19 protein-coding genes are annotated in these 22,015 nt (G+C 61.8%); 4 read left to right on the forward strand and 15 right to left on the reverse strand.

All coding sequences use genetic code 11. The features are described from left to right. Positions 1-37: 37 nt before the first annotated feature. From glnB to purL, 6 genes are all read right to left on the reverse strand, one after another. Complete coding sequence (gene glnB / locus SERRSCBI_RS18255; protein WP_004847623.1) at positions 38-376, reverse strand: nitrogen regulatory protein P-II; 339 nt, start codon at positions 374-376, stop codon at positions 38-40. Between the two features lie 12 nt (positions 377-388). After that, entirely contained in the window at positions 389-2,011 is a 1,623-nt protein-coding gene (locus tag SERRSCBI_RS18260) for an NAD+ synthase (RefSeq protein WP_042785221.1), read from the reverse strand. Positions 2,012-2,141: 130 nt separating this feature from the next. Then, positions 2,142-3,482, reverse strand: coding sequence for a two-component system response regulator GlrR (glrR, locus tag SERRSCBI_RS18265; protein ID WP_033644111.1), 1,341 nt, complete (start codon positions 3,480-3,482; stop codon positions 2,142-2,144). Further along, the gene (gene qseG, locus SERRSCBI_RS18270) at positions 3,479-4,351 is read right to left on the reverse strand and encodes a two-component system QseEF-associated lipoprotein QseG (protein WP_049866704.1); all 873 of its coding nucleotides are present in this window, start codon (positions 4,349-4,351) and stop codon (positions 3,479-3,481) included. Before qseG ends, glrR begins: the two co-directional genes overlap by 4 nt. A 3-nt stretch (positions 4,352-4,354) precedes the next feature. Beyond that, positions 4,355-5,791, reverse strand: coding sequence for a HAMP domain-containing sensor histidine kinase (locus tag SERRSCBI_RS18275; RefSeq protein ID WP_033644112.1), 1,437 nt, complete (start codon positions 5,789-5,791; stop codon positions 4,355-4,357). Between the two features lie 889 nt (positions 5,792-6,680). Next, the gene (gene purL / locus SERRSCBI_RS18280; RefSeq protein ID WP_172428024.1) at positions 6,681-10,574 is read right to left on the reverse strand and encodes a phosphoribosylformylglycinamidine synthase; all 3,894 of its coding nucleotides are present in this window, start codon (positions 10,572-10,574) and stop codon (positions 6,681-6,683) included. A gap of 275 nt (positions 10,575-10,849) precedes the next feature. Between purL and mltF the strand changes: the two genes are divergently transcribed. Beyond that, positions 10,850-12,310 carry a membrane-bound lytic murein transglycosylase MltF gene (mltF, locus tag SERRSCBI_RS18285; RefSeq protein ID WP_033644113.1) on the forward strand — a complete coding sequence of 487 codons (1,461 nt, stop codon included), beginning with the start codon at positions 10,850-10,852 and terminating at the stop codon, positions 12,308-12,310. On the opposite strand, the gene tadA is transcribed toward mltF, so the two are convergent. Beyond that, positions 12,311-12,817, reverse strand: coding sequence for a tRNA adenosine(34) deaminase TadA (gene tadA / locus SERRSCBI_RS18290; protein WP_033644114.1), 507 nt, complete (start codon positions 12,815-12,817; stop codon positions 12,311-12,313). It lies immediately after the preceding gene. A gap of 117 nt (positions 12,818-12,934) precedes the next feature. Here tadA and SERRSCBI_RS18295 point away from each other — a divergent pair, with 117 nt between their 5' ends. Next, a complete protein-coding gene (locus SERRSCBI_RS18295; protein ID WP_033644115.1) occupies positions 12,935-13,987 on the forward strand; it encodes a DUF2157 domain-containing protein in 1,053 nt (350 codons plus the stop codon). A gap of 45 nt (positions 13,988-14,032) precedes the next feature. Here SERRSCBI_RS18295 and yfhb read toward each other — a convergent pair whose 3' ends face one another. The 3 genes from yfhb to murQ are packed head-to-tail and all read right to left on the reverse strand — an operon-like array spanning position 14,033 to position 16,966. Next, positions 14,033-14,689 carry a phosphatidylglycerophosphatase C gene (gene yfhb, locus SERRSCBI_RS18300; protein ID WP_042785222.1) on the reverse strand — a complete coding sequence of 219 codons (657 nt, stop codon included), beginning with the start codon at positions 14,687-14,689 and terminating at the stop codon, positions 14,033-14,035. Between the two features lie 3 nt (positions 14,690-14,692). Then, a complete protein-coding gene (locus tag SERRSCBI_RS18305; RefSeq protein WP_033644117.1) occupies positions 14,693-16,054 on the reverse strand; it encodes a PTS transporter subunit EIIC in 1,362 nt (453 codons plus the stop codon). Between the two features lie 18 nt (positions 16,055-16,072). Continuing rightward, positions 16,073-16,966: an N-acetylmuramic acid 6-phosphate etherase gene (murQ, locus tag SERRSCBI_RS18310; RefSeq protein WP_033651584.1), complete on the reverse strand. Its 894-nt coding sequence runs from the start codon at positions 16,964-16,966 to the stop codon at positions 16,073-16,075. Positions 16,967-17,133: 167 nt separating this feature from the next. On the opposite strand from murQ, the gene SERRSCBI_RS18315 reads away from it, so the two are divergent. Further along, entirely contained in the window at positions 17,134-17,982 is an 849-nt protein-coding gene (locus SERRSCBI_RS18315; protein ID WP_033644119.1) for a MurR/RpiR family transcriptional regulator, read from the forward strand. Between the two features lie 53 nt (positions 17,983-18,035). After that, positions 18,036-18,296 (forward strand): YfhL family 4Fe-4S dicluster ferredoxin, encoded by a 261-nt coding sequence (locus SERRSCBI_RS18320; RefSeq protein ID WP_033632309.1) that lies wholly within the window; start codon positions 18,036-18,038, stop codon positions 18,294-18,296. 46 nt (positions 18,297-18,342) lie between these two features. Here the strand turns inward: SERRSCBI_RS18320 and acpS are convergent, their stop codons facing one another. The 5 genes from acpS to rnc all read right to left on the reverse strand — a co-directional run bounded on the left by acpS (position 18,343) and on the right by rnc (position 21,849). Further along, positions 18,343-18,723 (reverse strand): holo-ACP synthase, encoded by a 381-nt coding sequence (acpS, locus tag SERRSCBI_RS18325; RefSeq protein WP_004929169.1) that lies wholly within the window; start codon positions 18,721-18,723, stop codon positions 18,343-18,345. Then, on the reverse strand, positions 18,723-19,454 hold the full coding sequence (gene pdxJ / locus SERRSCBI_RS18330; RefSeq protein ID WP_033651585.1) for a pyridoxine 5'-phosphate synthase: 732 nt from the start codon (positions 19,452-19,454) through the stop codon (positions 18,723-18,725). The genes acpS and pdxJ overlap by 1 nt, the downstream gene beginning before the upstream one ends. Positions 19,455-19,525: 71 nt before the next feature. Then, the gene (recO, locus tag SERRSCBI_RS18335) at positions 19,526-20,257 is read right to left on the reverse strand and encodes a DNA repair protein RecO (protein WP_015378804.1); all 732 of its coding nucleotides are present in this window, start codon (positions 20,255-20,257) and stop codon (positions 19,526-19,528) included. Between the two features lie 6 nt (positions 20,258-20,263). Then, a complete protein-coding gene (gene era / locus SERRSCBI_RS18340; RefSeq protein ID WP_004929162.1) occupies positions 20,264-21,172 on the reverse strand; it encodes a GTPase Era in 909 nt (302 codons plus the stop codon). Further along, positions 21,169-21,849 (reverse strand): ribonuclease III, encoded by a 681-nt coding sequence (gene rnc, locus SERRSCBI_RS18345; RefSeq protein ID WP_042785223.1) that lies wholly within the window; start codon positions 21,847-21,849, stop codon positions 21,169-21,171. Before rnc ends, era begins: the two co-directional genes overlap by 4 nt. Between the last annotated feature and the right edge of the window lie 166 nt (positions 21,850-22,015).

Consider the following 22,015-nt stretch of genomic DNA (forward strand, 5'->3'; position numbering starts at 1 on the left):
CAAGCTGCGCCCTGATGACCGATGATCCTGCGGAGGATCAGATCGCTTCTTCGTCCTGCTCGCCGGTACGGATGCGCACCACGCGCGCCACGTCGAAGACGAAGATCTTGCCGTCGCCGATCTTGCCGGTCTGCGCCGTCTGCATGATGGTTTCTACGCAGGTGTCGACGATGTCGTCGGCAACCACGATCTCTATCTTCACCTTCGGCAGAAAGTCGACCATGTACTCGGCGCCGCGGTACAGCTCGGTGTGGCCCTTCTGGCGGCCGAAGCCTTTCACTTCGGTGACCGTCATGCCGGTGATGCCCACTTCGGCCAGCGCTTCGCGGACGTCATCCAGTTTGAACGGCTTGATAATCGCGTCGATCTTTTTCATCTTCTTTCCTTATTACCAATTTTTGCGGCCAAAACCGGATGTGATGGGATAACGGCGGTCTTTGCCGAAGTTACGGGCGGTGATGCGCGGCCCGACGGCGGCCTGACGCCGCTTGTATTCGTTGATGTCCACCAGGCGGATCACCTTGCGCACGATCGCTTCGTCGAAGCCTTCGGCCACCAGATCGGCGACCGACTTGTCGCGCTCAACGTAGCCTTCCAGGATCGCATCCAGGATATCGTACGGCGGCAGGCTGTCCTGATCGACCTGATCCGGCGCCAGCTCGGCGGACGGCGGACGATCGATCACCCGCTGCGGGATCACGTAGGAGACGGTGTTGCGGTATTCGGACAGCTTGAACACCAGCGTTTTCGGCACGTCCTTCAGCACGTCGAAACCGCCGGCCATATCGCCGTACAGCGTAGCGTAACCGACCGCCATTTCGCTCTTGTTGCCGGTGGTCAGCACGATGCTGCGGCGTTTGTTGGACAGCGCCATCAGCACCACCCCGCGGCAACGCGCCTGCAGGTTCTCTTCGGTGGTGTCGCGCTCGGTGCCGGCGAACATCGGCGACAGCTGGCCCATAAAGGCATCGAACATCGGCTCGATGGAGACGATATCGAACTCCACGCCGAGGATTTCCGCCTCTTCCTTGGCGTCGGCGATGCTGATATCCGCGGTATAGCGGAACGGCATCATCAGCGCCTGCACCTTGTCTTTACCTAACGCATCCACGGCGATCGCCAGCGTCAGCGCCGAGTCGATGCCGCCGGACAGCCCCAGCACCGCGCCTTTGAAACCGTTCTTGGTCACGTAGTCGCGCACCGCCAACACCAGCGCCTGATACACCTGCGCCAGCTGCGGCAGTTCGGCGGCCGGATCGGCCATCGGCACCACGTCCAGCTCGTTGAATGCCAGGCGAGTGACCTGCTCGTCGAAGGCCGCCAGACGGTGGGTCATGGTGCCGGCGGCGTCGAAGACCTTGGAGCAGCCGTCGAAGATCAGCTCATCCTGGCCGCCGACCTGGTTGAGGTACACCAGCGGCAGCTGGGTGCGCTGGCAGTGGCCGGCCATCAGCGTTTTGCGGATATACGGTTTTTCGCGGTTATACGGCGAGGCGTTGATCGACAGGATAATCTCCGCGCCGGCGGCCTTGGCGGCGTCGATCGGCTCCGGGAACCACAGATCTTCGCAAATCAGCAGCCCCAGACGGTAGCCTTTCAGTTCCACCACGCAGGTGTCGTTGCCGGCGTGGAAATAGCGCTTCTCATCGAACACGCCGTAGTTCGGCAACTGCTGTTTGAAGTAGCGGGTCAGCAGACGGCCTTCGGCAAACAGCGACAGCGCGTTGTACAGCTTGTCGCCTTCGCGCCACGGGTGACCGACCAGGATTGCCGTTTCGGCGGAAGCCTGCTGCAGGCGCAGCAGCTGCGCATCACAGCGCTGATAGAAATCATTCCGATACAGCAGGTCTTCCGGCGGGTAGCCGGACAGCGCCAGTTCGGTGAACATGACCAGATCGGCTCCCGCCTTCTGCTGCTCCTGCACGATTTGCAACATGCGTTCGGTGTTGCCTTCAATGTCGCCGACCAGCAGGTTCAGCTGGGCCAGGGCGATGGAAAGTGATCTGCTCATTTGTGTACGATCCCGCTTAATACGTTCCATGGTGCTCTACGCCGGGGCGCGCCGCGGCAAAGAGAACGGAGTGTAAATCATTCCGCCGGATTTGTTGAGAACCTGCGTGGCAGGCGCCGGCGGGAATCTGTCATTCTTTGAAATCGTTGGCGTCCAGCTCGTGGCGCGACAGCAATTTGTAAAACTCGGTGCGGTTGCGGCCCGCCATACGCGCGGCCTGGGTCACGTTGCCCTTGGTGATCTGCAGCAGTTTGCGCAGATAGTGCAACTCAAACTGGTTGCGCGCTTCGGCGAAAGTCGGCAGCGCGGTGTTTTCCCCTTCCAGCGCCTGTTCCACTAACGCCTCGCTGATCACCGGCGCCGAAGTCAGCGCCACGCACTGCTCGATGACGTTGACCAACTGACGCACGTTGCCCGGCCAGCTGGCGGTCATCAGCCGCTTCATGGCGTCGGTCGAGAAGCTGCGCACGAACGGCTTGTGCCGCTGAGCCGCTTCGCGCAACAGGTGATTGGCCAGCAGCGGAATGTCTTCGGCCCGCTCGTTGAGCGCCGGGATCTTCAGATTCACCACGTTGAGACGATAGTAGAGATCTTCTCGGAACTCGTTCTTCGCCATCGCCTTTTGCAGATCGCGGTGGGTGGCGGAGATGATGCGCACGTCGATGTCCAGATCGCGGTTGCTGCCCAGCGGCCGCACCTTGCGCTCCTGCAGCACGCGCAGCAGTTTCACCTGCAGCGACAGCGGCATATCGCCTATCTCGTCGAGGAACAGCGTGCCGCCCGCCGCCGCCTGGAACAGCCCTTCGCGGCTGCTGACCGCGCCGGTGAAGGCGCCCTTGGCGTGGCCGAACAGTTCGGACTCCAGCAGTTGCTCCGGCAGCGCCCCGCAGTTGATGGCGATGAACGCCTTGCCGGCGCGCGGGCTGGCGGCGTGGATCGCCTGCGCCAACACCTCTTTGCCGGTGCCGCTCTGGCCGTTGATCAACACGCTGACGTCGGACTGGGCCACCATTTTCACCTGCTCCAGCAGGCGCAGCATCAACGGGCTGCGGGTGACGATGTCTTCGCGCCAGGCGTCGTCACCCGCGGGGGAGGCCGACAGCGACAGCGCCTCGTCGATGGCCTTATAGAGCGCATCGCGATCCACCGGTTTGGTGAGGAAGCTGAACACCCCCTGCTGGGTGGCGGCCACCGCATCGGGAATCGAACCGTGCGCGGTAAGAATGATCACCGGCATGCCCGGCTGATGCTTTTGGATTTCGGCGAACAGCGCCATGCCGTCCATCTCATCCATGCGCAGATCGCTGATCACCAGATCGATCTGTTCGCGCGCCAACAGGCGCAGCGCCTCCTGGCCGCTTTCGGCGGTGGTGACGTGAAAACCTTCGCTGGTCAGGCGCATGCCCAGCAGCTTCAGCAGGCTGGGATCGTCGTCAACCAATAACAGGTTGGCCGGTTTGCGTGCGGTCATTGCGCGTGGGACTCCTTATTGGCGGGATGCGGCGTATAGGTGTCTTCCGGTTCAACCGGCAGCGCGGTGCCTTTTTCCGGTTCGTCCTGCGTTTCTGCGCCTTTGGCGGCCGCGCCGCTTTTACCGGCAGCTTCGCCCTTCTGCTGGCCCGCGCCGTTTTCCGGGATTTCCCCTTGCAGCTGCTTGCGCGATGAGAGCTGGCGCTCGATATCGGTCAGGTTTTCCAGCTTGCGCGAGGTGTCCTGCAGCTGCGACTGCAGGCGCGCCTGATTCTGGCGCAGTGAATCGATCTGGCTGTCGCTGCTCTCCTGCAGATGCTGATAGCGCGCTTTCTCATCGAACAACGTGATCTGCAGCATCTGCTGCTGGCGCCACAGCTGCGTCAACGGACGCAGCGAACCGGGGAACTCCATCCGGTAACTGTTGATCCTGTCGAGCATCTGGCGACGTTCACCGGAGGTCGGCTGTGCGCTCCCCAGCAGGATGCTCTGTTTGAAAACGCCGAACCAGTTGTCGCCCGGCACCGTTTTCGCCAGCGCACGCGCCTGGGTCGAGCCGATGCGATCGGCGCAGTCCATCGCGCGCAGCCAGTAGAGCGCGTTATCCAGCGCGTCCTTGTCGTCCAATTGCCACAGGGTATCGCAAGCCGCAGTGCGGTAATCGATCACCTTGGTATCTGGGATCGCCTCTTGCTGCTGAGCGCTCAATCCGCCGCTGACGGCGCGATCGACGCAGCCCGCCAGCAACAGCGGCATAAAGAAAACGGCGCCCAGCCAGGTGATCGGGCGTTTGCCGAGCGGCGCTCTGTGCGTGGCACGCGGTGAACGTTCGGTCTGTGAAAGACGAAGGCGTTTAGACCATGTGTACATTATTTATTCATTCTCGGCGGTTAACGGCAGTTCAATGCGGAAGCAGACGTCTGCACCGGCGACCGTCGCCAGTTGCAGCTCACCGCGCATGCGACGGATACAGTCCTGAGCGATGCTCAACCCCAGTCCGCTTCCTTTTACCGCCCCTTTTCGCTGGTGACTACCCTGGAAAAAAGGCTCGAAAATCATGGCTCTTTCAGCCTCGGGGATCGGCGTGCCGGTATTGGCGACGTCGATTTGCACCCGTTGTCCAACCTGACGGCTGCGGATCCAAATGTTACCGGATTCCTTGCCGTAGTGCACCGCATTGGAGTAGAGATTATCCAGCACGCGCATTAATAGCGTAGGCTCTGCCCAGCAGATTTCCGCTTCCAGCGCGATTTCGGTGGAAATCATCTTCGCCCGCGCCGGCAAACTGTGCGCGGCGACAACCAAATCGACCATCTCGCGCAGCTCGACGTTCTCGTGCTCCGCCGGGCCATCGGCCAGTTTGCGGTTGTAATCCAGCAGTTGTTCAATCAGCTGCTGCAGGTGGCGGCTGCTGTTGTCGAGGATCGTCACCACCTCTTTCTGGTCGGAAGTCAGCGGCCCCGCCACCTCGTCGGCCAGCAGTTCGGTGCCTTCGCGCATGCTGGCCAGCGGCGTTTTCAATTCGTGCGAGATATGGCGCAGGAACTCGTGGCGCTGCGACTCCAGCCACGCCAGCCGTTCGCTCAGCCAGATGATGCGCTGCGCCAGCGAACGCAGCTCGCGCGGCCCTTTGAACGATGCGGTGCTGCCCAACGCGCGCCCTTCCCCCAGGCGGTTGATCATCCGCTCCACGGCCTTGACCGGCCCGATAATCATGCGGGTGAACAGCACCACCAGCAGCACGCTGACCAGGAACAGTAGCAGCGCCTGCCAGCCGAAGAACTGGCCGCGCTCGGCGATGGCCTGCTGCAGCTGCTGGCCGCGTGAGAACACCACCGCGCGCGTGGCCTGCACCATTTCGGCATTGGAGCGCGAGAACGACTCGAGCAAGGCGGAGGCTTCTTGGTCCGGCCCGCTGTTATGGCACTTGATCGCCGCCAGCTGGGTCAGCAACTGACGCAACGTTTGGTAGTAGCGCTCGTCCGGCAAGATCGGCGCGTGGGCGTCCAGCATCTGCGAATACTGCTTGCGCTGATTTTGGTACAGCTTCTGCAGCGTGGGCTCAACCAGCACGCAGTACTGACGATAGCTGCGCTCCATCTCCAGCGCCACGCTGGTCATCGCCTCGCTGCGCCTCGCGTCCACCAGCGTGGTGCGGTTGATGTCCGCCGCCTGCGCGCTCAGGTGATCCAGGCTCTGGTAGGCCTGATAGGCCAGCACCAACAGCGGCAGCAGCACCAACAGGAACGCCAGCAGCACCAATTGCCGCAGCGAACGTGGGAATAAACGCCATTTTTTCAACGAAATCATCTCATTCTCTCAGGCCTGTCACGATGCTAACTGACTCGCCGGAAAGAGAAAAGCCCGGCAAGGGAGAATCCTGAACGCACAAGGAAAAAGCCGCGGGATCGGTGAGCCGCGCCGATAGGGTTGGCCTGCCGATGGCATACGGCCCCGGTAACAAAAACCGGTACGAAAGCGAGAGTGTGGGAATAGCGTCTGCGTTCGAGGGCATAGGCAACGAAACAGGAGTAAGCGCAGCGTTGAGAATTGACGCCGGGGCAATAAGCTTGCCCCGCCGCAAGGAAAGTGTGGATGCCCTTGAACCTCGTCCCCAGGGTGATGTAGCGCAGCGGCTGGCATCGAACAGGACGAATAGCATCCGTAAGTATCCAGGATTGATGAACCCTTCATCACAGTTGGATACAGGCGGTGCCTCACTCCACGTGTCGCCCGATGCTTGATAAAGCCGCTTGCGCAGTCTGTTATCGGTTTGGTTGGACGATAGGCACCATTTCTTTGGCATCATTCGGAGGCTTATGAGGCGATTTGCCGTTTATAATTACGGCGCCGTCATAAAAAGGTGAATGAGCAACCGCAGAGAATAATGCATGTTACGTGCCAACTTTGCAATTAAATTAATAACAAATTGATTTTACTAAAAAATAAATAAAATCCTGCCGTTTGATTCGCCGATTCCGCGCCGAGCAGTGATGAAATAAACGCCGCTCTGTCGCCAAACGCCGACAACTAAAGTCAAACCTGTTTACCGATAATAAAATCAATGGGTTAAATGTCTCCATTTAGCGACAAGCAAACCAGCACTTGTCGCAAAATGCAGACACTGCCGCCAATCGCCGAGTGCCGGCCATAATAAAGGGCGCAATTGCTTGCGCCCTCTGTACGGTGGTGGCCGTTTTTAGCCCAGTTGCTTACGGGCGTTGCGGAACATGCGCATCCACGGGCTATCCTCTCCCCACTCTTCCGGGTGCCAGGAGTTGCTGACGGTGCGGAACACGCGTTCCGGATGCGGCATCATCACCGTTGCGCGCCCGTTGGCGCTGGTCACGGCGGTGATGCCATTCGGCGAACCGTTCGGGTTAGCCGGGTAAGCTTCCGTGACCTGACCGGCGTTGTTGACGAAACGCAGCGCCACCAGGCCGTGGCTTTCCAACGCCGCCAGATGCGCCGCATCGCGCACTTCGACATGCCCTTCGCCATGGGAAACGGCGATCGGCATGCGCGAACCGGTCATGCCCTGCATGAACAGCGACGGGCTGGCCGCCACTTCCACCAGGCTGAAGCGCGCCTCGAAGCGATCCGACAGGTTGCGCACGAAGCGCGGCCAGTGTTCGGCGCCTGGGATCAGCTCACGCAGGTTGGACATCATCTGGCAGCCGTTGCACACGCCCAGCGCCAGCGTCTGCGGACGGTGGAAGAACGCCTCGAACTCGTCGCGCACCCGCTCGTTGAACAGGATAGACTTCGCCCAGCCTTCGCCGGCGCCCAGAACGTCGCCGTAAGAGAAGCCGCCGCAGGCCACCAGCGTGTGGAAGTCCTGCAGATCGCGGCGCCCGGCCAGCAGATCGCTCATGTGCACATCCACGGCGTCAAAGCCGGCGCGGTGGAACGCCGCCGCCATTTCAACGTGGGAGTTCACCCCCTGCTCGCGCAGCACCGCCACTTTCGGGCGAGCGCCCTTGGCGATGTACGGCGCAGCGATGTCTTCCTCGGGTGCGAAGGTCAGCTTCACGTTCAGGCCGGGATCTTGTTCATCCTGCTTGGCCTGATGTTCCTGATCGGCGCACGCCGGGTTGTCGCGCAGACGCTGCATCTGCCAGGTCGTTTCCGCCCACCAGGTGCGCAGGGTATTGCGGCTTTCGCTGTACAACGCTTTGCCGTGCTGATTGATGACGAAACGATCGCCGGCCTGTACGCTGCCGATGTGATGCACGTTGTCGGTCAGACCGTGCTGCGCGAACGCCCGCTTCACGTCGTCAAGACGTTCGGCGCTCACCTGGATCACCGCGCCCAGCTCTTCGTTGAACAGCACCGCCAGCGCATCGTCGCCGAGGCCATCGAGGTTAACCTCTACGCCGCAGTGACCGGCGAAGGCCATCTCCGCCAGCGTCACCAGCAGGCCGCCGTCAGCACGGTCGTGATAAGCCAGCAGCGCGCGATCGGCCACCAGTTGCTGCATGGCGTTGAAGAAGCCCGCCAGCTGCGCGACATCGCGCACATCTGCCGGTTTGTCGCCCAGTTGGCGATAAACCTGCGCCAGCGCGGTAGCGCCCAGTGCGTTATGGCCGTTACCCAGGTCGATCAACAGCAGCGCACTGTCGCCCTTATCGGTGCGCAATTGCGGCGTCACGGTGTGGCGCACGTCTTCCACGCGGGCGAAGGCGGTGATGACCAGCGACAGCGGCGAGGTCATTTCACGCTGTTCATTGCCTTCCTGCCAGCGGGTTTTCATCGACATGGAGTCTTTACCCACCGGAATGGTGATGCCCAGCGCCGGACACAGCTCTTCGCCCACCGCTTTCACCGCTTCGTACAGGCCGGCGTCTTCACCCGGGTGGCCGGCGGCGGCCATCCAGTTGGCGGACAGCTTCACGCGCTTCAGGCTGCCGATTTCCGTGGCGGCCAGGTTGGTCAGCGCTTCCCCGACCGCCAGGCGGCCGGAGGCGGCGAAGTCCAGCAGCGCCACCGGCGCGCGTTCGCCGAGCGACATCGCTTCGCCATAATAGCTGTCCAGACTGGCGGTGGTGACCGCGCAGTCGGCCACCGGGATCTGCCACGGGCCGACCATTTGGTCGCGCGCCACCATGCCGGTGACGGTGCGGTCGCCGATGGTGATCAGGAAGGTTTTCTCCGCGACGGCCGGCAGATGCAGCACGCGCTTCACCGCGTCGGCCAGCGTGATGTTCTCACGCTGTACCGCCTGGCCCTGCGCCTGCAGACGGGTTACGTCACGGGTCATCTTCGGCGTCTTGCCGAGCAGCACGTCCAGCGGCATGTCGATCGGCTGATTGTCGAAGTGACGATCGTTCAACGTCAGATGTTGCTCTTCGGTCGCTTCGCCGATCACCGCGTAAGGCGCGCGCTCGCGTCGGCAGATCTCGTCGAACTGCGCCATCTGCGCCGGGGCGATCGCCATCACGTAACGTTCCTGCGATTCGTTGCACCATACTTCCAGCGGGCTCATGCCCGGCTCGTCGTTGAGAATGTCGCGCAGTTCGAAACGGCCGCCGCGGCCGCCGTCGCTCACCAGCTCCGGCATGGCGTTGGACAGGCCGCCGGCGCCGACGTCATGGATAAACAGGATCGGGTTCTGGTCGCCCAGCTGCCAGCAGCGGTCGATCACTTCCTGACAGCGGCGTTCCATTTCCGGGTTGTCGCGCTGCACCGATGCGAAGTCCAAATCGGCATCGGACTGGCCTGACGCCATCGATGACGCCGCGCCGCCGCCCAGACCGATATTCATCGCCGGGCCGCCCAGCACCACCAGCTTGGCGCCGACGGTGATTTCCCCTTTCTGCACGTGATCGGCGCGGATGTTGCCGATACCGCCCGCCAGCATGATCGGTTTGTGGTAGCCGCGCAGCTCAACGCCGTTATGGCTGTTGACGCGCTCTTCATAGGTGCGGAAGTAGCCCAGCAGCGCCGGGCGACCGAATTCGTTGTTGAACGCCGCGCCGCCCAGCGGGCCTTCGGTCATGATGTCCAGCGCGGTGACGATGCGCTCCGGTTTGCCGAAGTCCTGCTCCCACGGCTGTTCAAAGCCGGGAATGCGCAGGTTGGACACCGAGAAGCCCACCAGGCCGGCCTTCGGCTTGGCGCCGCGGCCGGTGGCGCCTTCGTCGCGGATCTCGCCGCCGGAGCCGGTCGCGGCGCCAGGCCACGGCGAGATCGCCGTCGGGTGGTTGTGAGTTTCCACCTTCATCAGGATATGCGCGTCTTCCTGATGGTAGTCGTACGTGCCGTTCTCCGGCGCGGCGAAGAAGCGGCCGACCTGCGAGCCTTCCATCACCGCGGCGTTGTCTTTATACGCCGACAGCACATAGTCCGGCGTCTGCTCATAGGTGTTCTTGATCATTTTGAACAGCGACTTGGGCTGCTGTTCGCCGTCGATGATCCAGTCGGCGTTGAAAATCTTGTGGCGGCAGTGCTCAGAGTTGGCCTGCGCAAACATATAGAGTTCGATATCCGTCGGGTTGCGCCCCAAACCGGTAAAGGCATTCAGCAGGTAATCGATCTCGTCCTGCGCCAGCGCCAGGCCGAGCCGGACGTTGGCCTGCTCCAGCGCGGCGCGCCCTGCGCCCAGCACGTCGACCGACTGATACGGCGCCGGCTGATGGTGCGCGAACAGCTGTTCAGCCTGTTGCAGCTCGCTGAAGACGGTTTCCATCATGCGATCGTGCAGCAGCGCGGCGAGCTGGTGCCACTGGGCCTCCGTCAGCTCAGGCGCCTTGACGTAGAACGCCAGACCGCGCTCCAGCCGCAGCACCTGTTGCAAACCGCAGTTGTGGGCGATGTCGGTGGCTTTGGAAGACCAGGGGGAAATGGTGCCCGGGCGCGGCGTGACCAGCAGCAGCCGGCCTTCGGGGGCGTGTTCGGCGAGAGAAGGACCGTACTTGAGCAAGCGCTGAAGTTTGGCGTGTTCTTCGGCACTTAGCGGTGCGCTAACATCGGCAAAGTGGACGTACTCGGCGTAGATATCACTGACGGGCAGGTGGGCGTCCTGGCAGCGGGACAGCAGTTTGGTAATGCGAAAAGCCGATAAAGCGGGCGAACCACGCAGAATTTCCATAATCAAAGTTCTCTCGTCTTCGAAGCGACGGATAAGACGCTTCATTGGGCGCAACAGGGGAAAACGCGCGTCATTATAGAGAATCCTCGCCGCCGACGAAACCGTTTGCGTAGGGATTATTGATAAAAGCGCGCCGCACCGTCGAATTGTCATAACGTGTCAATAAAGTTGCACACTGGCGTTTTGTTGCGCAAAATGCCCCCCGCACTGGTGATTTAACCATGAGAAAAGTCGCGGTTGTCGTCGCCGGCGTACCTGTGCCACCACTGGATAACTATTTGAAACGTCTTAAAATAAACTACATCCTCATCGGCGTTGTCACCCTGCTTCTGGCTCTCGCGCTGTGGCCCAATATCACCTGGCGCAGCGGCCAGGGCGGGCAACTCCAGGAGATCATTTCCCGCGGCGAGTTGCGTATCAGCACGCTGAACTCACCGCTGACCTATTTCAACACCAAGCAAGGGCCGGGTGGGCTCGACTACGAACTGGCCAAGCGCTTCGCCAACTACCTCGGGGTAAAACTGGTGGTGATCCCCCATCAGAACATCAATGACCTGTTCGACGATCTGGACGACGACGACGCCGACCTGCTGGCGGCGGGCCTTATCTACAACCAGGAGCGCCTCAGCCGCGCGCGCACCGGCCCCGCCTACTACTCCGTTTCCCAACAGCTGGTGTACCGGCTGGGCACCCCGCGGCCAAAAGGCTTCGCCGACATCAAAGGCAAGCTGGCGGTCGCCTCCGGTTCCGCGCACGTCAGCACGCTAAAGCAGCTCAAACAGGATAAATACCCGGATCTCGCCTGGGAGTCCTCCAGCGATCTCACCTCCAAAGAGCTGCTGGAGCGGGTTGCCGACGGCAAGCTGGACTATACCCTCGGCGATTCGGTGACCATCGCGTTGCTGCAGCGCATCCATCCGCAGCTGGCGGTGGCGTTCGACGTCACCGACGAAGAGCCGGTCACCTGGTACCTCAAACGCGACGGCGACGACAGCCTGTACGCGGCGATGCTGGATTTCTACAGTCAAATGGTGGACGACGGCACCCTGGCGCGGCTGGAAGAGAAATACCTCGGCCACGTCGGCAGCTTCGACTACGTGGATACCAAAACCTTCCTGTCGGCCATCGACTCGGTGCTGCCCAACTTCCGCCCGCTGTTCGAGAAACACGCCAACGAGATCGACTGGAAGCTGCTGGCGGCCATCGCCTATCAGGAATCGCACTGGAATCCGCAGGCCACCTCCCCCACCGGCGTGCGCGGCCTGATGATGCTGACCCGCGCCACCGCCGACGGCCTGGGGGTCAACGATCGCCTCGATCCGGAAGAGAGCATTCAGGGTGGCGCCCTGTACCTGCAGCGGCTGATGGCCAAGGTGCCGGACAGCGTGCCGGAAGATGAGCGCATCTGGTTCTCGCTGGCGGCCTACAACATGGGCTGGGGCCATATGCTGGACGCGCGCAAGCTGACCAAAACGCAAAAAGGCAACCCGGACAGCTGGGTCGACGTCAAACAGCGTCTGCCGATGCTCAGCCAAAAACGCTACTACCCGCAGCTGACCTATGGCTATGCGCGCGGGCGCGAAGCCTACAATTATGTAGAAAACATCCGCCGCTACCAGGTCAGCCTGGTGGGTTATCTGCAGGAAAAAGAGAGAAAGGCGGCGCAAGCGGCCGCCGAGCAGGAAGCGTTGGGAAAAGGCTATCCGACGGTGATGCCGGAACTGGCGCTCAACTACTGATTATTCCGGCTTATCCGCCGCCCGCTGCGCCAGCTTGAGCGCTTTTTTCTGTTCGCGGCGCAGGCGGAAGAAATTACTCAGGGTGGCGGCGCATTCGTCCGCCAGCACGCCCGAGACGATCTCCACCTGATGATTCATGCCCGGATGGCGCAAAATATCCACCAGCGAACCGGCCGCGCCGGTTTTCTCGTCGGCGGCGCCGTACACCAACCGGCGGATGCGGCTGTGCACCATCGCGCCGGCGCACATCACGCAGGGCTCCAGCGTGACGTACAGCGTGGCGTTCAACAAGCGGTAGTTTTGCAGCACCGCGCCGCCCTGGCGCAGCGCCATGATCTCGGCGTGCGCGGTAGGATCGTGCCGGCCGATCGGCCGGTTCCAGCCCTCGCCGATGACCTGATTGTCCAGCACCAGCAGCGCACCCACCGGCACCTCGCCCTCTTCCTGCGCGCGCAGGGCCAGCTGCAATGCCTGACGCATCCAGTACTCATCGTTATATTCAGTCATCGCATAATTCCTCGTGCGCTTTTGCGGCGGGCATTATACACACTAGCCTCCCTTTGTCGTAGCCGCCCGCCAATGGCTATACTGGCCACATCAGCGTGTGATTCAGGGACAAGAAACATGAAACTCAGTAAAAAGAACGCCGTCGTGGTGCGCAAGGCGCTGGACGGCTGGGTTGGGGAAGGCGCCTTGACCCCCGAGCAACAACAGCAACTGCTGCTGCATGTGGACGTGCAGCCTTTCGACTGGCGACGGCTGGCGCGCTATGCGTTTCTCGCCGCGCTGGCCTCGTTGCTGATCGCCGTCACCAGCCTGTTCGCCGACAGCGCACTGCTTGAATGGCTGAGCGAACTGTTCCGCTTCGACGCGCCGGTGCGCATGGCGATCGCCGGCGTACTGGCGGCGCTGGCCTACGTCTGGGCGCTGCGTCGTCGTCAACGCCACCCGGAAAAACGCTACGGCAATGAGGCGGCGCTGTTTGTCGCCGTGTTGCTCACCGCCTGCGCCTTATGGCAACTGGGCGTCTGGCTGGATAACGGCAGCGGGCGGGTTTCCGTGCTGCTGCTGGTCGCCGCGCTGCTGTACGGCGCCATCGGCTGGTTCAGCCGCTCCGGGCTGGTATGGTGGTTCGCCCTGCTGTCTCTCGGCAATGCCTTCGGCGCCGAGACCGGCTACCTGTCCGGCTGGGGCGCCTACTGGCTCGGCATGAGCTACCCGATTCGCTTTATCGCCTTCGGCGCGGTGCTGATCGCCGCCGCATTGCTGCTGCGGCCGCTATTGGCGCAGCGCGGCCTGCAGCGGGTGTCGCTGGCGATGGGCCTGCTGTACCTGTTCATCGCGCTGTGGCTGCTGTCCATCTTCGGCAACTATGGCGATCTCGACAGCTGGTACCGCGCGCGCCAGATTGAGCTGTTCCACTGGAGCCTGCTGTTCGGGCTGGCCGCCTTCGCCGCCATCTGGCTGGGGTTGAAGCATGACGACGCCATGCTGCGCGGTTTCGGGCTGACCTTCCTCGGCATCAACCTCTATACCCGCCTGTTCGAGTTTTTCTGGGACAGCATGCCGAAGACGATTTTCTTCGCGCTGCTCGGCCTGAGCCTGTGGGCGTTGGGGCATTATGCGGAGAAGATTTGGCAGCTCGGACGCAAACCGCACGACGTAACCGACGACTGATCGCGGCAGCGGTAACAGCAAAGGGCGGAATTCTCCGCCCTTTGTTTATTCCAGCTGCTGCAGCTCGCCCTGCTTGCTCACCCGCCAACGGTGCTCGCAAAAAAACAGCAGCGGGTTATCCTGCTTGCTGTCGCTGTAACCGCTGTACAGCTTCAGCGGCGCGCCGAGCCGTTGCTCCAGCTGCACCACTTTTTGTACGCCCAGACAGCGCAAGGTCAGCACCCAGCCGCCATAGCGGCGCGCGATGCGGCTGCCGACCAACCGCACCCGCGGCAGAAACGCCGAATCCCGATACACCTGCGCCACCAGTTGCTCCGGCGAGCCGGTAATCAGCCACACCTCGGCATCGTGCTCATCCAGATACTGCCGCAAGCGCATTTGCACCACCGGAAACGCAGTGACCTTCTGGCGGAAAACCTCGATGAACTGCCGCTCCAGCGCCTTCAGCGTCGCTTCGGTACGCCCGAAGGTGATAGCCCACAACAACAGGCTCATCGGCCAGCGCGCGGCGCGCCCCAGCAGCAACAGCGCCAGGCCAATCAATGGCAACAGCGGTATCACCAGCAGCAAATTCAGCGGTAAACGGCGCAGCAGGAAACGCAAGAAACTGCCGAACATATCCTCCTGATGCAGAGTGCCGTCCAGATCGAAAAAGACCACGCGGCGCCCTGCTGCGGCCGATGGTTGCTGCTTGTCGCTCAAACGCTACTCCTCGGGATCGTTGAACCCCATCATCCAGGTGAAGAGAAAACCGGCGATAATCGTAATCAGCATCCCCGCCAGATACAACATCACCTTACCTGAGACGATGGTCAACGCCAAAGGCAGCCCCGAAATGCCGAAGGTAATCACCGTCGCCACTTTCCAGTAGCTGATCAGCGCGCCGCCTACCGCACCGCCGAGGCAGGCGCCGATAAACGGCCGGCCCAGCGGCAGCGTCACCCCGAAGATCAGCGGCTCGCCGATGCCGAGAATGCCGACCGGCAACGCCCCTTTGATCACCTTCTTCAGCCGCGCGTTACGGGTTTTCAACAGCACCGCCAGCGCCGCCCCCACCTGACCGACGCCGGCCATCGCCAGGATCGGCAACAGCGGGTTGGAACCGTGCGCCTGCACCAGCTCGACGTGGATCGGCACCAGCCCCTGGTGCAAGCCGGACAGCACCAGCGGCAGGAACAGCCCGGAGAGCAGCGCCCCGACAAGCAGCCCGCCCTTGTCGATCGCCAGATTGGCGCCGTGGGCGATGGCATCGGAAATGGCGCCGCCGATCGGCTGCAGGATCAGGATCGCCAACGAGGCGGTCACCAGCGTGGTCAGCAGCGGATTGAGGATCAGTTCGACCGACTCCGGCAGCAGCGTGCGCAGGCGTTTCTCCACCCAGCACATCAACGCCACCACCAGCAGTACAGCGATCACCCCGCCGCGCCCCGGCTGCAGCGCCTCGCCGAACAGGGTGATCTGCGCCAGCGCCGGGCTGGAGAGGATCCCGGCCATCACGCCGCCCATCGCCTGTGAGCCGCCGAACACCCGCGCGGCGTTCACCCCGACCAGAATGTTCATGATGGCGAACACCGCGCTGCCGAAGATCGCCAGCAGCCCCAGCGCGTTCGGGTAGTCCAACGCCAACTGTCCGGCGATGTCGGGCCGTTTCAGCAGGTTGATGATGCCGGTGATCAGCCCCGAGGCGATAAACGCCGGGATCAGCGGAATAAAAACGTCGGCCAGCTTTTTCAGCGCGCCGCTCATCGGCGCCGCGTATTTCTGTTTGGCCTGCGCCTTGGTGCGGGCGGCGTCACCAACGGCGGGCTGCGCGCTGCCGCTCAACAAAGCGCGCATGGCGTCCACCACCTTGGCGGCGGCGCCCGGGCCGACGATAAACTGATGCTGTTCACCCTGCTTGATATAGCCCTTCACGCCGGGCAACTGCTTGAGGGCCGCCAGATCCAGACGCTGTTCGTCGCTGACCTCGACGCGCACCCGCGTCATGCAGTTCTCCAGTTTGAGGATATTGCCCTCGCCCCCCACGCCCGCCAGGATCTGTGTCGCCAATGCCGTTGTCTTGTCCATCGCCGCCCCCACCGTGAATTAACGCGCCAACGCCGCGCGCAGGTAGCCGTCGTGCCGCTGCAGCCGCTGCTGCGCCTCATCGGCGCTGACGCCGGCTAAAATCATCAGGATCGCCGGTTTGACCTCAAAGCCGGTCTGCGCCAGCGCCGCCTCCGCCTGAGCGCGTTCGGCGCCGGTGGCCTCCACCACGATGCGGCAGGCGCGATCCACCAGTTTGACGTTGGTGGCCTTCACGTCCACCATCAGGTTCTGGTAGACCTTGCCCAGCTTGACCATCGCGCCGGTCGACAGCATGTTGAGCACCAGCTTCTGCGCGGTGCCTGATTTCAGGCGCGTAGAACCGGTCAGCGCCTCCGGCCCCACCACCGGCGAGATCGCCACCTGCGCTTCGTGCGCGATCGGCGAATCCGGGTTGCATGAGATGGCCGCCGTCGGGCAGCCCAGCCCGCGCGCATAGCGCAGCGCGCCGATCACGTAGGGCGTGCGCCCCGAGGCCGCCAACCCCACCACCATATCGACGGCGGTCAGGTTCAGCGCTCTGAGGTCGGCCTCACCCAGGGCTGCGTCATCTTCCGCCCCTTCCACCGCTTTGAGCAGCGCGCCCGGCCCACCGGCGATCAGCCCCACCACCACGCCGTGCGGCACGCCGAAGGTCGGCGGGCACTCGGAGGCATCCAATACGCCCAGGCGCCCGCTGGTGCCGGCGCCCAAATAAATCAGCCGCCCGCCGGCCTTCAGCGCCGCCGCGGCCAAATCGACCGCCTGCGCGATCGCCGGCAGCACCTTTTCAATCGCCTCCGGCACCTTGCGATCTTCCTGGTTAAAGCAGCGGACCATGTCCAGCGTCGACATCTCATCCAGCCCCATGGTGGCCGGGTTGCGGGTTTCCGATACCAGTGCGCCTAAGTTCATCTGTTCACCTTTGAATTTTTAATTCACAAAATTAAATCAATATTTGAATATTTTATTCAACAAAGCGAGCGCTATTTGCTATTTTAACGACGAGCTCACAAAAATTTTCACCGCGCGTTTTCGCCGCCTGCGTGGCAAAATGGCCGCTGGTTTCCAGGGAAAGATCAATGAGTACCCTTCTGCGCATTCGCCAGATGTATCCGACACTGGCGCAAAACGACCGCAAGCTGGCGGATTTTTTGCTGAACAACGCCGAACAGGCGCGCCATCTCAGCTCGCAAAAGCTGGCCCAGCTGGCCGGCGTCAGCCAGTCGAGCGTGGTGAAGTTCGCCCAAAAGCTGGGCTATAAAGGTTTCCCGGCGCTGAAGCTGGCGCTGAGCGAGACGCTGGCCCAGCCGCAGGCAGAACCGGTAGTGACCGTTCATAACCACATTCTCAGCAGCGACACGCTGAAAACCGTCGGTGAAAAGCTGTTGGCGGAAAAGCAGGCGGCGCTGCGCGCGACGCTGGACATCAACAGCGAAGAACGGCTGCATCAGGCGCTGGACATGCTGCGCCAGGCGCGCCGGGTGATGCTGATCGGCATCGGCGCCTCCGGGCTGGTGGCCAAGGATTTTTCCTTCAAGCTGCTGAAAATCGGGGTGATGGCGGTAGCCGAAGCGGATATGCACGTTCAACTGGCGGCGGTGCAGGCGCTGGACAAACGCGATCTGCTGGTGGCGATCTCCTTCAGCGGCGAGCGGCGTGAAATCAATCTGGCGGCGGAAGAAGCGCGCCAGGCCGGCGCCAGGGTGCTGGCGCTGACCAGCTTCTCGCCCAACGGCCTGCAGCAACGCGCCGATCACTGTCTCTATACCATCGCCGAAGAGCCCCGCACCCGCAGCGCGGCCATCTCTTCCAGCACCGCCCAGTACGCTCTCACCGACCTGCTGTTTATGGCGCTGATCCAGCACGACCTCGATCATGCCCGCGACCGTATCAGGCACAGCGAACAATTGATGAAAAAGTTGGTTTAACCGGTATAATCGCCGCTGCGAAAAATACCCCTGTTAATAATGAGAGATACGTCATGGCCCTGCTAATCACACGCAAATGCATCAACTGCGACATGTGCGAGCCGGAATGCCCGAACCAGGCGATTTCGATGGGCGATGAGATCTACCAAATCGATACCGACCGCTGCACCGAGTGCGTTGGCCATTACGATACGCCAACCTGTCAGCAGGTCTGCCCGATCGACAACACCATCATTACCGATCCGCAGCATCGCGAGACTAATGAGCAGCTGTGGGATAAGTTCGTGGTGTTGCACCACGCCGATCGCATTTAACCCGCCGCAGGACTGACAAGGGCGCCGCAGGGCGCCCTTTCTATTTTCAGCTTTCGACGATCACCGTCGCGCAGGCATAGCGCCGTTCATCGGCCAGCGAAACGTGGATCGCGGTGACCCCCATCTCCCCCGCCAGCTCGGCGGCGCGGCCGTGCAAACGAATATTCGGTTTGCCCAACGCATCGTTGAACACCTCGAACTGGTTGAACGCCAGGCCGTTGCGAATGCCGGTGCCGAACGCCTTGGCGGCGGCCTCTTTCACGGCGAAACGCTTGGCCAGAAAGCGAATCGGCTGCTGGTGCTGCTGGTATAGCGCCCATTCGGCGTCGCTCAGCACGCGGCGCGCCAGACGATCGCCGCTGCGTTCCACCACCGCTTCGATACGCGCCATCTCGACGATGTCGGTACCCAGCCCGAGCACCGCCATTACCGGCGCGCTTCCCGCATCAGCACTTTCATATCGGCAACCGCAGCCGGCAGCCCGCTCATCACCGCCTGGCCGATAATCGCATGGCCGATGTTCAGCTCGTGCATTTCCGGCAGCGCGGCGATCGGCTGCACGTTGTGATAGGTCAGGCCGTGGCCGGCGTTGACCTTCAGCCCCTTCTCGGCCGCGTAGGCGGCGGCGACCGCGATGCGGCGCAGCTCGGCCTGTACCGCCAGCTCGCCCTGCGCTTCGGCGTAGGCGCCGGTGTGGATTTCAATATAGGGGGCACCCACCGCCACCGCCGCGTCGATTTGGCGATGATCGGGATCGATGAACAGCGAGACCAGAATGCCCGCCTGCGCCAGGCGCTCGACCGCCACGCTCATTTTGTCCAGCTGGCCGGCAACGTCCAGGCCGCCTTCGGTGGTCACTTCTTCGCGCTTTTCCGGTACCAGGCAACAGAAATGCGGCTTCAGCTCCACGGCGATGTCCAGCATCTCGTCGGTCACCGCCATCTCCAGATTCATGCGCGTCTGGATGGTCTGGCGCAGCAAACGCACGTCGCGGTCGGTGATGTGGCGGCGGTCTTCGCGCAGATGCACGGTAATGCCGTCGGCCCCCGCCTGTTCGGCAATGAATGCCGCCTGAACCGGATCCGGGTATTGGGTTCCGCGCGCGTTACGTAACGTGGCGATGTGATCGATATTGACGCCCAGCAGTAAATCAGCCATGACAACCTCTAAATACGATTTTCAGTGCCAGCAGTTTACACGCGGGTGCAGAACGGCAAAAGGAGAAAAGGTCAGGCGTCGTCGACCGGCGTATTCGGCTGCTTGCGCACGAATTGACGGAACAGTTCGCGGCTCTTCAACGGCTTGCCGCCGAGGTAGGGTTTCAGCGCCATGCGGGTGAAACGCTTGGCGGCGCGCAGCGTCTCGGCATCGGGAAACTGCCGCTCCGCCAGCGCGCGCAGTTCGCGCCCGGTGAAGCTGTAGTGATCCACCACCAGGCTGGCGATAAAGCCTTTCTCTTCACGGTAGCGGTAGGTCATGGCGTCATCCACAGGCAGGCCGCTGCCGGCGCAGTGCAGGAAATCGAGGCCGTAACCCAGGTGCTGCAACAAGGCCAGCTCGAACTGGCGCAACGCCTGTTCCGGCGAGCTGTCTTCCGCCGCCAGCGCCTGCAGGCATTGCAGGTAGTCGAAGAACAGCACCGAGTAGTTGGTTTCCTGCTCCAGCACTCGCGCCAGCAGTTCGTTCACGTACAGGCCGCTGTAAAGCATCATGCCGCTGAGGGGTAAACCGAGAGAGACCGCTTCGGCGTTGCGCAGCGTTTTCACTTCGCCGCGGCCGCCCCAGCGCACTAACAGGGGGGTAAAGGGCTGCAGGCAGCCCTTCAGATTGGAGCGGCGGCTGCGCGCGCCTTTTGCCAGCAAGCGCACCCGCCCATGACCTTCGGTAAACAGATCCAGCATCAGACTGGTTTCACTGTACGGCCGCCCATGCAGGACGAAAGCGCGCTCCCAGCCGTCCACGGATCGTTACTTCAGATCGTCAACATAGCCCAGGCTGCGCAGCGCACGTTCGTCGTCCGCCCAACCGGATTTCACTTTCACCCACAGCTCCAGATGCACTTTAGCGTCGAACATCTGTTCCATGTCCTGGCGCGCTTCGATGCCGATGGTTTTGATCTTGGCGCCCTTGTTGCCGATGACCATTTTCTTCTGGCCTTCGCGCTCGACCAGGATCAGGCCGTGCACATCGTAGCCGCCGCGATCGTTGGCCACGAACTGTTCGATTTCCACCGTCACCGAATACGGCAGCTCTTCGCCCAGGAAACGCATCAGCTTCTCACGAATGATCTCAGACGCCATAAAGCGCTGGGAGCGATCGGTGATGTAGTCTTCCGGGAAGTGGTGCTCCGCTTCCGGCAGCAGCTTGCGCACGATGCCGGCGATGGTGTCGACGTTCATCCCTTTCTCGGCGGAGATAGGCACCACGTCGAGGAAATTCATCTGCTGGCTGAGGAACGCGATGTGCGGCAACAGCTTGGATTTGTCGGTGACGTTATCGACCTTGTTGATCGCCAGCAATACCGGGCAGCGCAGGCTGCGCAGCTTGTTGACCACCATTTCGTCGTCGGCGGTCCAGTTGGTGCCTTCGACCACGAAGATAACCAGTTCGACGTCGCCGATCGAGCTGCTGGCCGCGCGGTTCATCAAACGGTTGATGGCGCGTTTTTCTTCGATGTGCAGCCCTGGGGTATCGACGTAGATCGCCTGATAGGCGCCATCGGTGTCGATGCCCATGATGCGGTGACGGGTCGTCTGCGGCTTACGCGACGTAATGGAAACCTTCTGCCCCAGCAGTTGGTTCAGCAACGTCGATTTGCCCACGTTCGGGCGGCCGACGATGGCGATAAAACCGCAGTGTTGTTTTACTTCACTCATTCAAGCTCCAGATTTTTCAGCGCTTGTTCCGCTGCCGCCTGCTCGGCTTTACGGCGGCTCGAGCCGGTGCCCACCACGGGCTCGCTCAAACCACTCACCTGGCAGTGGATGGTAAACTCTTGGTCGTGCGCTTCACCGCGAACCTGCACCACCAAATAAGAAGGCAACGGCAGATGACGCCCCTGCAAAAATTCCTGCAAACGGGTTTTCGGGTCTTTCTGCTTATCACCGGGGCTGATTTCGTCCAACCGGCTGCGATACCAGTCCAAAATCAGACGCTCGACGGTCTGGATGTCGCTGTCCAGGAACACGCCGCCGATCAATGCCTCCACCGTATCCGCCAGGATTGACTCGCGGCGGAACCCACCACTTTTCAATTCGCCCGGCCCAAGCCGCAGACATTCGCCCAGGTCAAACTCGCGCGCCATCTCCGCCAGCGTGTTGCCGCGCACCAGCGTGGCGCGCATGCGGCTCATATCGCCCTCGTCTACGCGAGGAAAGCGGTGATAGAGCGCATTGGCGATGACAAAGCTAAGAATCGAGTCACCCAGAAACTCAAGACGTTCATTGTGTTTACTGCTGGCGCTGCGGTGAGTCAAAGCCTGCAGTAAAAGCTCCTGCTGTTGAAAAGTGTAGCCCAGCTTCCGCTGCAGCCTGTTTATTACGATGGGGTTCATGAGTTACCAATAGATCAAGAATGCGTCAAAAACTTGCAGCATACGGAACAGGCCTGCTTCGCCGAAAGCCGATCCAAAGCTGTTTCGTTTGCAGTGGCTCCCAGCAGGAGCCAACTTTTATCGCTCGAGAAAGTATTCTACAACGAGTGGAAACATAATGCTGTGT

The sequence above is a fragment of the Serratia sp. SCBI genome, assembly GCF_000747565.1.
GTDB lineage: Bacteria > Pseudomonadota > Gammaproteobacteria > Enterobacterales > Enterobacteriaceae > Serratia > Serratia ureilytica.

Bases quoted from the DNA above. Each gene is read 5' to 3' on its own strand.
- SERRSCBI_RS18305 (WP_033644117.1), bottom strand. From the start codon at position 16,054: ATGGACAAGACAACGGCATTGGCGACACAGATCCTGGCGGGCGTGGGG.
- era (WP_004929162.1), bottom strand. From the start codon at position 21,172: ATGAGTGAAGTAAAACAACACTGCGGTTTTATCGCCATCGTCGGCCGC.
- SERRSCBI_RS18295 (WP_033644115.1), top strand. From the start codon at position 12,935: ATGAAACTCAGTAAAAAGAACGCCGTCGTGGTGCGCAAGGCGCTGGAC.
- SERRSCBI_RS18315 (WP_033644119.1), top strand. From the start codon at position 17,134: ATGAGTACCCTTCTGCGCATTCGCCAGATGTATCCGACACTGGCGCAA.
- pdxJ (WP_033651585.1), bottom strand. From the start codon at position 19,454: ATGGCTGATTTACTGCTGGGCGTCAATATCGATCACATCGCCACGTTA.
- murQ (WP_033651584.1), bottom strand. From the start codon at position 16,966: ATGAACTTAGGCGCACTGGTATCGGAAACCCGCAACCCGGCCACCATG.
- glnB (WP_004847623.1), bottom strand. From the start codon at position 376: ATGAAAAAGATCGACGCGATTATCAAGCCGTTCAAACTGGATGACGTC.
- rnc (WP_042785223.1), bottom strand. From the start codon at position 21,849: ATGAACCCCATCGTAATAAACAGGCTGCAGCGGAAGCTGGGCTACACT.
- tadA (WP_033644114.1), bottom strand. From the start codon at position 12,817: ATGACTGAATATAACGATGAGTACTGGATGCGTCAGGCATTGCAGCTG.
- SERRSCBI_RS18275 (WP_033644112.1), bottom strand. From the start codon at position 5,791: ATGATTTCGTTGAAAAAATGGCGTTTATTCCCACGTTCGCTGCGGCAA.
- SERRSCBI_RS18320 (WP_033632309.1), top strand. From the start codon at position 18,036: ATGGCCCTGCTAATCACACGCAAATGCATCAACTGCGACATGTGCGAG.
- glrR (WP_033644111.1), bottom strand. From the start codon at position 3,482: ATGACCGCACGCAAACCGGCCAACCTGTTATTGGTTGACGACGATCCC.
- acpS (WP_004929169.1), bottom strand. From the start codon at position 18,723: ATGGCGGTGCTCGGGCTGGGTACCGACATCGTCGAGATGGCGCGTATC.
- qseG (WP_049866704.1), bottom strand. From the start codon at position 4,351: ATGTACACATGGTCTAAACGCCTTCGTCTTTCACAGACCGAACGTTCA.
- SERRSCBI_RS18260 (WP_042785221.1), bottom strand. From the start codon at position 2,011: ATGAGCAGATCACTTTCCATCGCCCTGGCCCAGCTGAACCTGCTGGTC.